Consider the following 13,794-nt stretch of genomic DNA (forward strand, 5'->3'; position numbering starts at 1 on the left):
CGCTGCCATCAACGCAGGCCGATGGGAACCCCCGTCGATACGTTGTTGACTATCCTCACCGCCATGTCAGTGCCTGCACTACTGATTCGGGGACTCTGCAAAACCTTCGGGACGTTCCGGGCGGTGGACCACATAGATCTGACCGTGGAACCCGGCACCTTCCACGGCATCGTCGGGCCCAACGGCGCGGGCAAATCCACCACCATCGGCATGGCCGTCGGGCTGGTCGTCCCGGACGCCGGCGAGATCAGCATCCTCGGTCACGACGCGGTCCGCGACCGGGCCGGGGCCCGCGCGCTCACCGGTGTCCTGCCCGACGGTCTCGACCTGCCGGAACGCCTCACCGGCGCGGAACTGCTCCGCTACAGCGCCGGGCTGCGCGGGCTGTCCCGGACCGCCGCCGCCGAACGCGCCGGCGAACTCATCGAGGTCCTCGGCATCACCAAGGCCGCCGCCACCCCCCTCGCCGACTGCTCCACCGGCAACCGCAAGAAGGTCGGCCTCGCCCAGGCGCTGCTGCACGCGCCCCGCCTGCTGGTGCTCGACGAGCCGTTCGAGGCCGTCGACCCGGTGTCGGCGGCGAGCATCCGCCGCGTGCTGCGCCGGTTCGCCGACAGCGGCGGCACCGTCGTGCTGTCCACCCACTCGATGATGCTGGTCGAGCAGATGTGCGACGACGTCACGGTCATCCACCAGGGCCGGGTGGTGGCGGCCGGGCCGGTGGCCGAGGTCGCCGGCGGCGTCCCGCTGGAGGACCGGTTCGTCGAACTCGTCGGCGCCGAGACCACCGGCACCGACGGCCTGGACTGGCTCGTCCGATGACCGCGCCGAGCCTGAACACCGCTTCGAGCCTGAACACCGCTTCGAGTCTGCACACCGCGCTGGGCACGCCCGCACGGATGCGGGCGACGATGTTCCAGCGCTCGCTGCGCGAGCATCCCGGCCCGGTGGTGGCGGCGATCGCCGGTCTGCTCGCGGCCGCGTGGCTCATCAGATATGCGGTGTACGGGGACCGCCACACCCTGTCCATCCTGGCCGGGACCTGGGTGCTCGGCTGGATCGTGCTGCCGCTCATGCTCGGCGGCGGGCGTGGCCGGGTCCGCCCGTCACACCTGCGCCTGGAACCGGTCGCCACCGCGCCCGCCGCGGCCGGCCTGCTCCTGGCGTCGGCCGTCGGCATCGGCCCGCTGGTGTCGCTGGTCGCGCTCGCGTCACTGCCGGTGCACGCCGCCCGCTACGGCGCGCGGGGTGTCGTGGTCGCCGGGTTCGGCGCGCTGCTGCTGTGGCTGGCCGGGCTGATCGGGTCGGCGTTCGCCCTGGAGGCCATCGGTCACGCCGGCGGCCCGGCCGGGGCGGTCCTCACCGGCGTGTTCACCGGCACCGTGATGGGCGCGCTCGGTTCGGTGTGGGCGGTGGCACCGTGGATCACGTCGCTGCTCGGCGGGGCGCCGCCACAGATCGTGCGCTGGTTGCCGTGGTTCCCGGGCAGCTGGCCACTGTCCGCCGTGGCCGGTCCGGCCGGTCGTGGAGCCGGCATGATCGGCGGGCTGATGGTGATCGTGGGGGTGTTCGCGCTGGCGTACCTCCTGCTGGTCCGTCGTTCGCTGGTCACCGGATCCAGCTGGCGCCCGCGACGGGTTTCCGCCCCCACGCCGTCTCCCGCAACCTCCGCCCCCACGCCGTCTCCCGCTCCCTCCCCCACCGCTGCCCGGCGACGGGTTCCCGGGGGCTGGTGGGGACCGGGTCCGGTGTGGGCGGTGGCGGGGCGTGAGCTTCGTGCCTGGGCGCGGCATCCGCTGCGCGTGCAGTACCTGGCGTTCGCCGTGGTCTACGGGAGCCTGCTGGCCGGGCTGCCGATGGTGGCCGGCGAGTCGATTCTGGTGCCGTGGGCGGGGGTGCTGACCGCGCTGTGGGCGGCCGCCATGTCGGCCGGGCTCGTCGGGCTCGACGGGACCGCGCTGTGGATGCCGCTCACCACGCCCGGTGGTGAGCGGGCCGAGGTCCGCGGGCGCGGTCTGGCCTGGCTGCTGCTGGTCACCCCGATCGCGCTGCTGCTCACCGTCGCCGGGATCCTGCTCGCCCCGGCGGTCGACCCGCTGCCGGCGTTCGCGGTACTGCCGGCGGTGCTGGGGGCGGGTGCGACCGTACCGGTGTGGGTGTCGCTGTTGCGGGTCCGCCCGGTGCCGGACCCCCGGCATCCGACGTCCGCCGACAACCCGACCGACATCATCAGTGTGCTGGTCGCCTCCGGAGCCGGCCTGGTCGCCGCCATCCCGCCGATGGTCATGATCATCTGGGGTCCGGGAGATCTGCGCTGGCTGGCCCCGGTGATCGGTGCCGCCGCCGGAGCCGGAATGTGGTTCGCCGGCGCCTGGCTGGCCGACGACCGGCTCGCCACCAGCGGTAACGAGGTGCTGACCGCGGCCGGGCAGCGCACCCGGCCACCCGACACGGTGATCCCGCTGACGTGGGACGCCGACTGGTACCGGGCGAACCGAGCCACCGCCTGGGCGCTGATCCTGCTCATGGCCGGCTGGATCCCGGTGATCCCGCAGGGCCTGATGGTGCTGGTCTTCAACATCGGCGGCGGCTGGATCGTGGCCTCGCACTTCGCCGGAACCGCCCGCACCGGTACCGCCGTCGCGATGGTCGTCCTCGGCGGCGCTGTTCTGCTGGCCGGTCTCGTCCTCTGGGGCCGCCGCCCCCGCCCCGCTCCGCGGTAGCCCCGGCCCCGCCGGTGGTTGCCGTCGAAGGCGTCCACCGGCCGCACCGGAGCCAGCCGGACCAAGCCGAGCCGCACCGAGCCGAGCCGGATCAGGGCCAAGCCGGACCACGGCCAAGCCGGACCGGGGCTACCGGCCGGCCAGGCGGGTGGCCAGGATCTCCGCTCCCGGGCCGGTGAGGCGGGGCAACGCCACCGCGCGGCCGGTGACGGTCAGCAGCAGGGCGTCGATGGGTCCGCGGGCCTCGGGACCGTCCCCGAACGACCACGACAGGTCGGTGGCGGTCAGCCGGACCCCGGCCATCAGCCGCACCGACGGCGGCGGTGGCGGGAACCGCATCGTGAGGGTCCGGCGGGTGGCCGCGGCGGCCGCCTCCGGTGGCATCGGGTGCACGAGACCGAGGGGCAGGGCGATGTCCTGCGCGTGAACCAGCAGGTCGATGAGGGTCTCCATCGGGGTGACCCCGATGTTCCGGCGACGCAGGGCGGCCGTGTCACGGATGTCGGCGACGAGCCGCTCCGGAGTCCAGGCAGCGGCCCGGCGGCGCGCCGCGTCGTGAATGGTCGGATTCATGCCACCCCGCCAGTGCCGCAGCATGTCGGCGAGCTCCCGCAGCCCGATCTGCTGCAGCGTGAGATGACCGGCGACGTCCCGGACGGTCCAGCCGTCGCACAGTGACGGCTGCTCCCATTGATCGGCACGCAACCCGTCGAGCAGGTCGGCGACGGCGATCCGCTGCCGGTGAATCTCGGGCCAGGGATTCATGTCGTCCCTCCGTCCAGGGAAGCCGTCGAGGGAAGTCGTCCAGGAAAGCCGTCAAGGAAAGCCGTCCAGGAAAGCCGTCCAGGAAAGCCGTCCAGGAAAGCCGCCCGGCGAAACCGTCCAGCGAGACCGCCACCAGCGTATGCGCTGTACGAACGGCGTGGGAACGGCCGAGGGCCGCACCCGGGAACGGGCGCGGCCCTTCGCGCGGACGGAATCAGCCCTTGCGCTGACCGTAATCGCCGTAGTTGTCACGCCCGTAATCGCCACCGCCGTAGCTGCCACCGCCGTAACTGCCACCGCCGTGGTTGCCCTTGCCGCTGTTCCAGTGCTTGTTGCCGTGGTTGTAGTTCCAGCCGTAGTAGACCTTCAGCGCCCAGTCCCCACTGTGGAAGCCGCGGTAGACCTTGAAGCAGGAGTACCGCTGCCACTGGTTCTTCCACTGGCCGATCCGGCCGATCTTGTGACAGGTGCGCGGGCTGTTGTAGAAGCCGAAGATCCGGTCGCGGCGCTGGAAGCTCTGCTTCGGGGGCGCGGCCGGCTTGGCGCTCGCCACGGCTGCCGAGTACACCGCGGGCGCGGCGGTGGTGCCCGGTGACGCGGCCGCGGGTCCGGCTGCCACGGTGACACCGGCGGCGACGGCGACACCGGTCATGGCGATGGCACGGGTCATCTTGTTCATACGATCACCGATTCCGTAAGAAAGGGTAATTTCTGGACAAGGAGGATCGTAGGAACCACGGGAGTCCGTGGACCCGGGCAACGCGCACCCAAAAGGCTGAACTCCCGCAGCTCAGCCACGGGAGTTCAGCCTTTCAGCCGGTATTGCGACGACCTTCAGCCGGCCATGCGACGACCTTCAGCCGGTCATGCGACGACCTTCAGCCCGTACAGTGCTGGGCCGAAAAGGGGAGAAAACTGAGCCTCAGACCGCGATCTTGGTGCGGGCCGCCGGGCGGAGGTAGACGACCCAGGTGACGAGCACGCAGAGCGCGTAGAAGGCGATGAACGCGATGTACGCCGCGTCCGCGTCCTTGTAGGTCAGGAACGACTGACGGAAGGCCAGGTTGACCAGCACACCGCCGACCGCGCCGATCGCGCCGGCGATGCCGATGACCGCGCCGGAGATCCGCCGGGCCCGGTGCTCGTCGTCGGCGTACTTCTGCTTGAAGATCGCCGGGATCATCTTGTAGGTCGAGCCGTTGCCCAGTCCGCTGAGGATGAACAGCGTGATGAACCCGACCAGGTACAGCGGCAGCGACCGCTGCTGCGCCGCGAAGAGCACGATCGACGCGCCGGCAGCCATCGCGATGAAGTTGATGAAGGTGACCTTCGAGCCGCCGAACCGGTCGGCCAGCGCCCCGCCGAAGGGCCTGATCAGCGAGCCCAGCAGCGGGCCGATGAAGGTCAGGTAGGCGGCCTTGACCGGGGTGTTGAAGATGTCCGCGAACTGCACCTGCAACACCTGGCCGAAGGCGAACCCGAAGCCGATGAACGAGCCGAAGGTGCCGATGTAGAGCACCGACATCACCCAGGTGTGCCCCTCCTTGGTCGCGTCGCGCATGCCGCGCTTCTCGTTGCGGGCCTGGGTCAGGTTGTCCATGTAGATCGCCGAGCCGACCGCCGCGATCACGATCAGCGGGATGTAGACGCCGGCCACCAGGCCGGGGCTGCCGGCACCGACGGTGGCGAGCACCAGCAGGCCGACCAGCTGCACCGCGGGGACGCCGATGTTGCCGCCGCCGGCGTTGATGCCGAGCGCCCAGCCCTTGAGCCGGTCCGGGTAGAACGCGTTGATGTTGGCCATCGAGGAGGCGAAGTTGCCACCGCCGACGCCGGCCAGCGCGGCCAGGATCAGCAGGGTCGAGTAATCGACGCCCGGCTCGATCATGAAGGCTGCCGTGATCGACGGGATGAGCAGCAGCGACGCGCTGATGATGGTCCAGTTCCGGCCGCCGAAACGGGCGACGGCGAAGGTGTACGGGATCCGCAGCGCCGCTCCGACAAGCGTGGGCACGGCCGTGAGCAGGAACTTCTGCGCCGGGTCGAACCCGTAGGCGGGGCCGAGGAACAGCACCATGACCGACCACAGCGACCACACCGAGAAGCCGATGTGCTCGGAGAAGATCGAGAAGATCAGGTTGCGCTTGGCGATCTGCTTGCCGCCGTTGTCCCAGAACTCCGGGTCCTCGGGCCGCCAGTCGTCGATCCAGTGGCCCTTCAGCGACTTCGCGTCGGGTCTCGCCGGTGAAACGGTAGGAAGTGTGGCAGTCATTATCAGTCTCCCAGAATGATGTGACCGTCATCGACCCGGACCGGGTAGACGCTGATCGGGGGCTGTCCGGACTGGGAACACCCGGTGGCGAGGTCCCATGCGAAGAGGTGCAAGGGGCAGACGACAACCTTGTTGTCGATCTGTCCGTCCGCGAGCGGGCCGCCCTTGTGGGGGCAGACCGCGGACACCGCGCGCAGGGAGCCGTCGCGGAGGCGGAAGACTGCGATCATGTCGGGCCCGACGGCGTAGGTACGTCCTTCGCCGAACGGGATCTCGTCGACGGGGCCGAGAACGGTCTCGGCGATGGGGGCGATGGTCATGAGCGCACCGGAACCTGGGGGAGAACGGTCAGGGGAAGGGAGGTACGGAACTGGCCGGGCGTGGCCGGGGCGGCCCGCTCCTTCCAGGGGTCCTTGTACGACTGGACGGCCTCCTCGACGGCGGCGTCCAACTGTGCGGCGATGCCGTCGGTGTCCTCGATGACGATCTCGCGGATCCGCTCGATGCCGATCCGGGGGACGAACGCGTAGGTGCGCTCCAGCCAGTTCGCGTTCTCCCGGTAGTACTGGAGGAACCGGCCGGTCAGTCGGATCACTTCTTCGGCGGAGTCGACCGTGCAGAGCAGGTCGCCCTTGCGGATGTGGGCGCCGGCGGCCCCGCCGACGTAGATCTCCCACCTACCGCCGTCGATCGCGACGACCCCGAGGTCCTTGACGTACGCCTCGGCACAGTTGCGCGGGCAGCCGGTGACCGCGAGCTTCATCTTCCCGGGACCTTCGAGGCCCTGGTAACGCTCCTCGATTGCGATGCCCAGCGCGGTCGAGTCACCGACTCCGAATCGGCAGAAATCGGAGCCGACGCAGGTCTTGACCGTGCGGAAGCTCTTCGCGTAGGCGTACCCGGAAGGCATGTCGAGGTCCGCCCACATGGCCGGCAGCTGCTCCTTGGGGATGCCGAGCAGGTCGATCCGCTGGCCGCCGGTGAGCTTGACCATCGGCACGTTGTACTTCTCGGCGACCTCGGCGATCCGCTTGAGCTCGGCCGGGGTGGTGACGCCGCCCTTCATCTGCGGGACCACCGAGAAGGTGCCGTCCTTCTGGATGTTGCCGTGCACCCGGTCGTTGATGAACCGGGCGTCGCGCTCGTCGACGTACTCGTCGGCCCACATCATCTTGAGCAGCGAGGCCAGGCCCATCTTGCTCTTGGCGTCGTGCTCACCGCCCGGCACCAGCTTGTCGAAGACCGACGAGACGCTCTTCAGCTCGAAACGGCGGATCGCGGCCATCAGCTCCGGCTTCGGCATCGGTACGCCCGGGACGTACCACGACGCGGCCGGGTCCTCCTCGGCCTCGCCGCCGGCGGCCCACTCGACGATCCGCTGGACCAGCGGCTTGCAGGTGCCGCAGCCCTTGCCGGCCCGGGTCTTGTCCATCACGCCGGAGACCGTCTTGCAGCCGCCCTGCACGACGCCGCAGATGGCGCCCTTGCTGACGCCGTTGCAGTTGCAGACCTGCGCGTCGTCGGGCATGTCCTCGGGCTTGACCTCGCCGGCCGGGCCGCCGATGTCGAAGAGCATCTCGGCCCGCTCCTCCGGCAGGGCCTGCGCCCGGTCGAAGGACTGGATCAGGTTGGCGGCCTTGCTGTTGTCGCCGACCAGGATCGCGCCGGCCAGCGCGCCGTCGCGGATGATGAGCTGCTTGTAGACGCCCTTCTTGGGCTCGCTGTAGATGATCACCTCGTCGTCGTCGGTCTCCGGCGCGATGAGACCCATCGAGGCGACGTCGATGCCGGCGACCTTCAGCTTGGTGGAGAGTTTCGAGCCGGTGTACGCGGCCTCGACGTCGCGGCCGGTGACGTGGTCGGCGAGTACCTTCGCCTGGTCCCACAGCGGCGCGACCAGGCCGTACAGGTTGCCGCGGTGCTGGGCGCACTCGCCGACCGAGTAGATGTCGTCCTCGTCCTGCACCCGCATCTGGTCGTCGACGACGATGCCACGCTCGACGGTCAGCCCGCTGTCCGCGGCGACCTGGGTGTTCGGCCGGATACCGGCGGCGATCACCACGACGTCGCAGGGGATGACCGTGCCGTCGGCCAGCTTGACGCCGGTGACCCGGTCCTTGCCGAGGATCTCGGTGGTCATCGCGTTGGTGATGACCTTGATGCCGAGCTTGTTCTCGACGCTGGCCTGCAGCATGTGGCCGGCCTTCTCGTCGAGCTGCCGCTCCATCAGGTGGCCCGCGGCGTGCAGCAGGGTCACGTCGCTCAGGTGGTTCTGCAGGCCGCGGGCCGCCTCCAGGCCGAGCAGGCCGCCGCCGATCACGACCGCGCGCTCGTGGTCCCGGGCGTAGCGGATCATGCCGCGGGTGTCGTCGAGCGTCCGGAACGCGAAGACGCCCTGGTGGAAGCCGCGCTTCGGGTTGTGGATGTTCTTGATCGGCGGAGTCCACGAGCTCGACCCGGTAGCGATGATCAGCTTGTCGTACGGGGTGGCCGTCCCGTCCGTGGCGTACACCTTCTTGGCGAACCGGTCGATCCGCTCGATCTTCACGCCCGCGTTGAGGGTGATGTCGTTGTCGGCGTACCAGCTCAGGTCGTTGAGGTAGATCCCGTCCTCGTCCTCCACCCCGGCGAGCAGGTTGGACAGCATGATCCGGTTGTAGTTGCCGTACGGCTCGTCACCGAACATCGTGATGGAGAAGTCGCCGTTGCGGGCGAGGATCTCCTCGACCGTGCGGGCGCCCGCCATACCGTTGCCGATGACTACGAGCTTCTGGGTCATCAGATCTCCACCAGTCCGAGGTCCACGATCACGGTTCCGTTCAGTCCGGCCGGTGCGGCGAGCCACAGCTCCACCGTGGTGCCGGCGGCGAGGTCCTCCAGCACCCGCAGCGGCACGTGGACGTCGCCCTTCGCGCCGACCGGGAAGTACCGCATGGGTGCTCCGTCGCGCACCAGCACGACGCAGATCAGTTCGTCGCTGGCGTTGCCGCCGCGGAAGTAGACGGCCTGGCCGGTCGTGCCGGCCGGCACCGTCCAGCTGAGCGAAGGGTTCAGCGGGGCGGGCTCGTCGAGGCCCTTGCCCTCGAAGGCGAACACGCCCTGCAGAAAGCGAGGTGTGGAGTACATGGTCAGAAGCTCCCGTCTTCGGCTTTGGCCAGGGCGATCGCGCACACCTTGAAGGCGGGCATCTTCGAATGGGGATCAAGTGCCGGATTGGTCAGCGCGTTCGCACCCGGCCAGTGGAACGGCGCGAACACCGTGTCCGGGCGGATACCGTCGCTGAGCCGGGCCCGCAACGTCGCGGCGCCCCGGCGGCTGCGGAGCTCGACCAGGTCACCGTCGGCGATGCCGTGGCGGCGGGCCAGGTCGGGGTGGATCTCGGCGCGCGGTTCGGGCAGCGCCACCGTGAGCGCCCGCACCCGCCTGGTCTGGTTGCCGCTCTGGTACTGCTGCATGTTGCGGCCGGTCGTCAGCACGTACGGGAAGGTCGAATCGGGAAGCTCGGCCGCGTCGCGGTGATCGACCCGGACGAACCGGGCGCGGCCGGAGGCCGTCGGGAAGCTCGCCGCGAACAGCCGCGGCGTCCCCGGGTGCTCCTCGTCCGGGCACGGCCAGAAGACGCCCTGCTCGGACTCGATCCGCTCGTAGCTGATGCCGGCGTAGTCGGCGATCCCGCCGGCACTGGCCCGCCGCAGTTCCTCGAACACCACACGCGGCTCGTCGGTGAAGAACTCGCCCCGGCCCAGGTGCCCGGCCAGCTCGGTCAGCACCGTCAGGTCGCTCTTGACCAGCGGCGGAGGCGGCAGCGCCATCTTCCGCCGGATCACACGGCCCTCGAGGTTGGTCATCGTGCCCTCCTCCTCCGCCCACTGGGCGGTCGGGAGGACGACGTCGGCGAGGCCGGCGGTCTCCGACAGGAAGATGTCGGAGACCACCAGGAAGTCGAGTCTCCGCAGCTTGTCGACGACGTTGTTGCTGTGTGGCGCGGAGACGACGATGTTGCTGGCCAGGACCCACAGGACCTTGACTCCGCCTTCGGCGCCGAGACCATCGATCATCTCGTACGCCGAGACGCCCGGCCGTGGCAGCTCGTCGGGGTCCACGCCCCACACACCGGCGACGTGAGCGCGTGCCGCCGGGTCGTCGAGACGCCGGTAACCCGGGAGCTGGTCGGCCTTCTGCCCGTGCTCGCGCCCGCCCTGCCCGTTGCCCTGGCCGGTGATCGTGCCGTACCCGGAGAAGGGTCTGCCGACCAGGCCGAGCGCGAGCGCCAGGTTGAGCCACGCCTGCGCGGTGTCGGTACCGTTGCTGTGCTGCTCGGCACCCCGCGCGGTGAGGATCATGCTCGGGCCCTCGGTGGCGAGCAGGCGCACGGTCTCCCGCAGCTGCGCCTCCGGGACGCCGGTCAGCCGTTCGACCCGCTCCGGCCAGTAGGAGTTCGTCGCCGACCGTACCGCCGGGAAGCCCTCGGTCCTCTCGGCGATGTAGGCCTCGTCGACCCATCCCTCGCGGATCGCGATGTGCAGCATCCCGTTCGCGAGCACCAGGTCGGTGCCGGGCAGCGGCTGGAGGTGCAGGTGGGCGCCGTTGGCCGTGTTGGTGCGGCGCGGGTCCACCACGATGTGCTTGGCGCCGTTGGCCCGCCCGGTGTCCAGGTACTGCATGGACGGCGGCATCGCGTCGGCCGGGTTCGCGCCGACCAGCAGCACCGTCCGCGCCTCGGCCACGTCGGCCAGCGGGAACGGCAGGCCGCGGTCGATCCCGAGGGACCGGTTCGCCGCGGTCGCCGCACTCGACATGCAGAACCGGCCGTTGTAGTCGATCGCCGACGACCGCAGCGCCACCCGCACGAACTTGCCGAGCGCATACGCCTTCTCATTCGTCAGCCCGCCGCCACCGAAAGCGCCGACACTGTCCAGGCCGAACTCCTCCTGACTGTCCCGGATCGCGGTCACGATCCGCTCGTACGCCTCCTCCCAGGACGCCTCCCGCAGGGGGGAGTCCCGGTTGCCGGGCTCCTTCCGGACCAGCGGCGTCAGCAGCCGGTCCGGGTGGTCCAGCAGGTCCGCCGCGGTGAAGCCCTTGGCGCACAGGCCGCCCCGGTTGACCGGGAACTCGGCCGGCTCGAGCCGGACACCCGGCATCCCCAGTCGCGTGGGAAGCTCGGGCGTCAGCGTCATCCCGCACTGCAGGGCGCAGTACGGGCAATGCGTCTGGGTCGCCGTCACAGGGAAGATGTTTTCGGCCCGCCGTTAACCCTTACGACGCCTGGCGGTGACGCTGTTGTTCAGGAATCCCTACAACCGCTCGGCGACCGATGTGACTACAAGCCGCTACCGGCGGTTGTGAGGATTGCGCTATCGAACCGACGCAGAACCAGGTCGGCGACGTCGGCGTGACGGCACAGCGGAGGGGTCACCGAGTCGGCGCCGGCGCTGTGCAGGGTCCGGTAGAAGAGGCCCTCGGCCAGCAGATACGCGGCGATCGCGATGTTCCTCGCCCCCTCCGCGCGCAGTCTCGCCACCACGTCGGCGACCCGCGGCCCGCTGCCGGACGTGTAACCCAGCTCGACCCGGCCGGGTAGTTCGGCCGCCACCTCACGGATGCCCCGCACCCACCGCGGATCCGACGACCCGGCCGAGGCGAGCACGATCGCGTCGGCGGCGGCCGGCACGCTCCGGCGCAGGCTCTCCAGGAAGACGTCGTCCGGCCCGAGCGGGGCCGTCACCGGGAACCCGGTACCGGCCACCGCCTCGGCGATGTCGACCCGGACGTGATACCCGGCCGACAGCAGGAGCGGCACGACGACGGCGTCGCGGTGCGCGTCCTGCTCGGCGGACACCCCGGCGACCACGTCGGCGACCTTGGGTTCCTGCACGTCGACGTAGCAGAGGCGGACGTCCAGGCCGGGCCGGCGGCGGGCGACCGCGGCGGCCAGCTCCTGGATCTGACGGCGGCCGGCCGGCGAGCGGGTGCCGTGGGCGACGGCAATCAGGGTGGTGTTCTCGCTCATGGGACATCTCCTCAAGGCTGTGCGGTGGGGAGCGGCCCGGCATGGCATCAGGCGCGCGGTGCGATCCGGCGGCCGGAGGTGGCCGGATAACCGGTCACGGGCCGTGGTGATTCAGTGTCTGGTGGTGGCCCGGCATCGACATCGGGCGCTTCCACGGTCCGGCCTCGTCGCCGGAGATGTGACCGGGAGAAAACCGGCCGGTCAGGCGGCTTCGTCTATGCGCAGCCGGTAGCCACGCTTGATCACTGTCTCGATGTGCTTGGCGGAACCGAGGGCGGCACGCAGACGGGCCACCGCCACGTCGACCGCGTGACCGTCGTTGCCCCGGGGCAGGGCCGCCGCCAGCTGGTCCTTCGAGACGACGGCGCCGGGCTTGCGGGCCAGGGCGGAGAGGATCGACATCGCCGCGGGGGCGAGCGCGTGGGGCACCTCGTCGATCAGGACGGCGTGTCCGCGTACCTCCAGGGTCGTCCCGGCGACCTGGAGCCGGACCGCGCGCCGCGGCAGCTCGTCGGTGACCGTCTTGATGAGCGCGCCCAGGCGGTAACGCTCCGGCATCACCGTGGGAATACCGCGCTCGACCAGCGGAGCGGCCGTGACCGGGCCGACGCACGCGGCGAGCGTGCGGCAGCCGAAGGCCCTCGCGACGTCCGCCCTGGCCTCCTCGGCGATCTGCAGGAACGCCTTGACCGCGGGCGCGCTGGTGAACGTCACCGCGTCGATCTGGCCGGCCGCCACCTGCTCGGCGAGCCGCCGCACCGGTGCCACGTCGGGCGGCATCGCCCAGCGGTAGACCGGCACCTCGACGACCGCCGCGCCGGCCGCGCGCAGCGCTTTCACGAACTCGGTCTGCGGCTCCCCGTGCTCCTGCACGACGATCCGGAGCCCGGACACGCCCTCGCTGAGCAGCCTTTCGAGGACCTCCTCGGAGGCCTCGGTCTTGGCCGCCCAGTCCTCGGTCAGCCCGGCCGCACGGATCGCGCCGCACGGTTTCGGGCCGCGGGCGATGATCCGCGCGTTGCGCAGCGACTCCCGCAGCGTCTCGGCCAGTCCCCAGCCCTCGGCCGCCTCCAGCCAGCCACGGAACCCGAACCCGGTGGTCGCGACCACCAGATGCGGCTCCAGGCCGATGCAGGCCGCCGTCGCCGCGTGCAGCGCCTCGTCGTCGACCAGTGGAATGATCGTGATCGCGGGTGCACTGATCACGCGTGCTCCGCGCCGCTCCAGTAGAGCGGCCATCTCACTCCGGCGTCGTTCCGCGGTCACCGCCACGGTGAAGCCGGCCAATGCGCCCTCGATCATCCGGTCCCCATCCTGTGCCGCCGTCCGGTGCAAGAGTCCTAAGGCCTGGTTTCGGGACCGCCAAGTGAATGTTTCAGCCAGAATAACGGCCGGTCACTTGGGTGCCTGCGACTGTTGTGAGTTGTTGATCATGAACCGGTGACGTCGTCCGGACGCTCGAAGAGTGACCCCTCCACGCCGAGGATCCGCCGCACCTCCATGATCAGATGAAACGCCGCGATCCGGCCGTCCAGCACCCCGACCCGGTAATCGGCACCGACCTCCGGGTCCTCGGCTATCTGCGGGTCCCGGAATCCGGCGGCGCCGTCCACCCGCCCGGCGTTGTAAGCCACCAGAGCGTCGTCCATCTCGTCCCCTTCCCCGGTCACGGTCGCGCGTCGCCGGTCCACGCCACGGTCGCGCGTCCCCACGTGCACGCCACGGTCGCGCGTCCCTACGTGCAGGCCACGGTCGCGCGTCCCCACGTGCAGGCCACGGTCGCCCGTCCCCACGTCTGCTCCACGGCCATGCCGGGCAACGTCGCGACAATGTCGCACACCGGGCGGCCGCGGCCCACCAGCCGACCGTCCCGAACCGGGCGCCCGTCCGCCGCACCCGCCGGCCCGGCCGTCGGTAGGGAACCGGCAACCTCGCTGAAACCGTTCCGCACCCGTGCGACGCGCATCACCGCAGCTCACGGCAGTCACCAGGGGTATCGCCATGATCACTGGGAGCCTTCG

General features: G+C 70.5%; 12 protein-coding genes. 2 read left to right on the forward strand and 10 right to left on the reverse strand.

Annotated elements, in window-relative coordinates; all coding sequences use genetic code 11:
- Positions 1-63: 63 nt before the first annotated feature.
- Both ACFO0C_RS38890 and ACFO0C_RS38895 read left to right on the forward strand, forming a co-directional pair.
- The gene (locus ACFO0C_RS38890; RefSeq protein WP_378071807.1) at positions 64-822 is read left to right on the forward strand and encodes an ABC transporter ATP-binding protein; all 759 of its coding nucleotides are present in this window, start codon (positions 64-66) and stop codon (positions 820-822) included.
- A complete protein-coding gene (locus ACFO0C_RS38895) occupies positions 819-2,723 on the forward strand; it encodes a hypothetical protein (protein WP_378071808.1) in 1,905 nt (634 codons plus the stop codon). Before ACFO0C_RS38890 ends, ACFO0C_RS38895 begins: the two co-directional genes overlap by 4 nt.
- Positions 2,724-2,852: 129 nt before the next feature.
- Here the strand turns inward: ACFO0C_RS38895 and ACFO0C_RS38900 are convergent, their stop codons facing one another.
- From ACFO0C_RS38900 to ACFO0C_RS38945, 10 genes are all read right to left on the reverse strand, one after another.
- On the reverse strand, positions 2,853-3,488 hold the full coding sequence (locus tag ACFO0C_RS38900) for a maleylpyruvate isomerase family mycothiol-dependent enzyme (RefSeq protein WP_378071809.1): 636 nt from the start codon (positions 3,486-3,488) through the stop codon (positions 2,853-2,855).
- A gap of 214 nt (positions 3,489-3,702) precedes the next feature.
- Positions 3,703-4,167 (reverse strand): hypothetical protein, encoded by a 465-nt coding sequence (locus tag ACFO0C_RS38905; RefSeq protein ID WP_378071810.1) that lies wholly within the window; start codon positions 4,165-4,167, stop codon positions 3,703-3,705.
- Between the two features lie 243 nt (positions 4,168-4,410).
- Positions 4,411-5,760, reverse strand: a complete 1,350-nt coding sequence (locus ACFO0C_RS38910; protein WP_378071811.1) for a nitrate/nitrite transporter — start codon at positions 5,758-5,760, stop codon at positions 4,411-4,413.
- 2 nt (positions 5,761-5,762) lie between these two features.
- The gene (locus ACFO0C_RS38915) at positions 5,763-6,080 is read right to left on the reverse strand and encodes a Rieske (2Fe-2S) protein (RefSeq protein WP_378071812.1); all 318 of its coding nucleotides are present in this window, start codon (positions 6,078-6,080) and stop codon (positions 5,763-5,765) included.
- Positions 6,077-8,539 (reverse strand): nitrite reductase large subunit NirB, encoded by a 2,463-nt coding sequence (nirB, locus tag ACFO0C_RS38920; RefSeq protein WP_378071813.1) that lies wholly within the window; start codon positions 8,537-8,539, stop codon positions 6,077-6,079. Before nirB ends, ACFO0C_RS38915 begins: the two co-directional genes overlap by 4 nt.
- Positions 8,539-8,886 carry a molybdopterin oxidoreductase gene (locus tag ACFO0C_RS38925; protein ID WP_378071814.1) on the reverse strand — a complete coding sequence of 116 codons (348 nt, stop codon included), beginning with the start codon at positions 8,884-8,886 and terminating at the stop codon, positions 8,539-8,541. Before ACFO0C_RS38925 ends, nirB begins: the two co-directional genes overlap by 1 nt.
- Before the next feature lie 2 nt (positions 8,887-8,888).
- Positions 8,889-10,988: a molybdopterin oxidoreductase family protein gene (locus ACFO0C_RS38930; RefSeq protein WP_378071815.1), complete on the reverse strand. Its 2,100-nt coding sequence runs from the start codon at positions 10,986-10,988 to the stop codon at positions 8,889-8,891.
- A gap of 95 nt (positions 10,989-11,083) precedes the next feature.
- On the reverse strand, positions 11,084-11,773 hold the full coding sequence (locus ACFO0C_RS38935; RefSeq protein WP_378071816.1) for a sirohydrochlorin chelatase: 690 nt from the start codon (positions 11,771-11,773) through the stop codon (positions 11,084-11,086).
- 201 nt (positions 11,774-11,974) lie between these two features.
- Positions 11,975-13,072: a uroporphyrinogen-III synthase gene (locus tag ACFO0C_RS38940; protein WP_378071980.1), complete on the reverse strand. Its 1,098-nt coding sequence runs from the start codon at positions 13,070-13,072 to the stop codon at positions 11,975-11,977.
- A gap of 131 nt (positions 13,073-13,203) precedes the next feature.
- Positions 13,204-13,422, reverse strand: coding sequence for a hypothetical protein (locus ACFO0C_RS38945; protein ID WP_378071817.1), 219 nt, complete (start codon positions 13,420-13,422; stop codon positions 13,204-13,206).
- Positions 13,423-13,794: the final 372 nt, after the last annotated feature.

Origin of the sequence: Actinoplanes subglobosus (assembly GCF_042650585.1) — a bacterium.
GTDB classification, from domain to species: Bacteria; Actinomycetota; Actinomycetes; order Mycobacteriales; family Micromonosporaceae; genus Actinoplanes; species Actinoplanes subglobosus.

What these genes read in the sequence shown, in the direction of transcription:
- ACFO0C_RS38890 (WP_378071807.1), top strand. Translation starts at nt 64, where the DNA reads ATGTCAGTGCCTGCACTACTGATTCGGGGACTCTGCAAAACCTTCGGG.
- ACFO0C_RS38895 (WP_378071808.1), top strand. Translation starts at nt 819, where the DNA reads ATGACCGCGCCGAGCCTGAACACCGCTTCGAGCCTGAACACCGCTTCG.
- ACFO0C_RS38900 (WP_378071809.1), bottom strand. Translation starts at nt 3,488, where the DNA reads ATGAATCCCTGGCCCGAGATTCACCGGCAGCGGATCGCCGTCGCCGAC.
- ACFO0C_RS38905 (WP_378071810.1), bottom strand. Translation starts at nt 4,167, where the DNA reads ATGAACAAGATGACCCGTGCCATCGCCATGACCGGTGTCGCCGTCGCC.
- ACFO0C_RS38910 (WP_378071811.1), bottom strand. Translation starts at nt 5,760, where the DNA reads ATGACTGCCACACTTCCTACCGTTTCACCGGCGAGACCCGACGCGAAG.
- ACFO0C_RS38915 (WP_378071812.1), bottom strand. Translation starts at nt 6,080, where the DNA reads ATGACCATCGCCCCCATCGCCGAGACCGTTCTCGGCCCCGTCGACGAG.
- nirB (WP_378071813.1), bottom strand. Translation starts at nt 8,539, where the DNA reads ATGACCCAGAAGCTCGTAGTCATCGGCAACGGTATGGCGGGCGCCCGC.
- ACFO0C_RS38925 (WP_378071814.1), bottom strand. Translation starts at nt 8,886, where the DNA reads ATGTACTCCACACCTCGCTTTCTGCAGGGCGTGTTCGCCTTCGAGGGC.
- ACFO0C_RS38935 (WP_378071816.1), bottom strand. Translation starts at nt 11,773, where the DNA reads ATGAGCGAGAACACCACCCTGATTGCCGTCGCCCACGGCACCCGCTCG.
- ACFO0C_RS38945 (WP_378071817.1), bottom strand. Translation starts at nt 13,422, where the DNA reads ATGGACGACGCTCTGGTGGCTTACAACGCCGGGCGGGTGGACGGCGCC.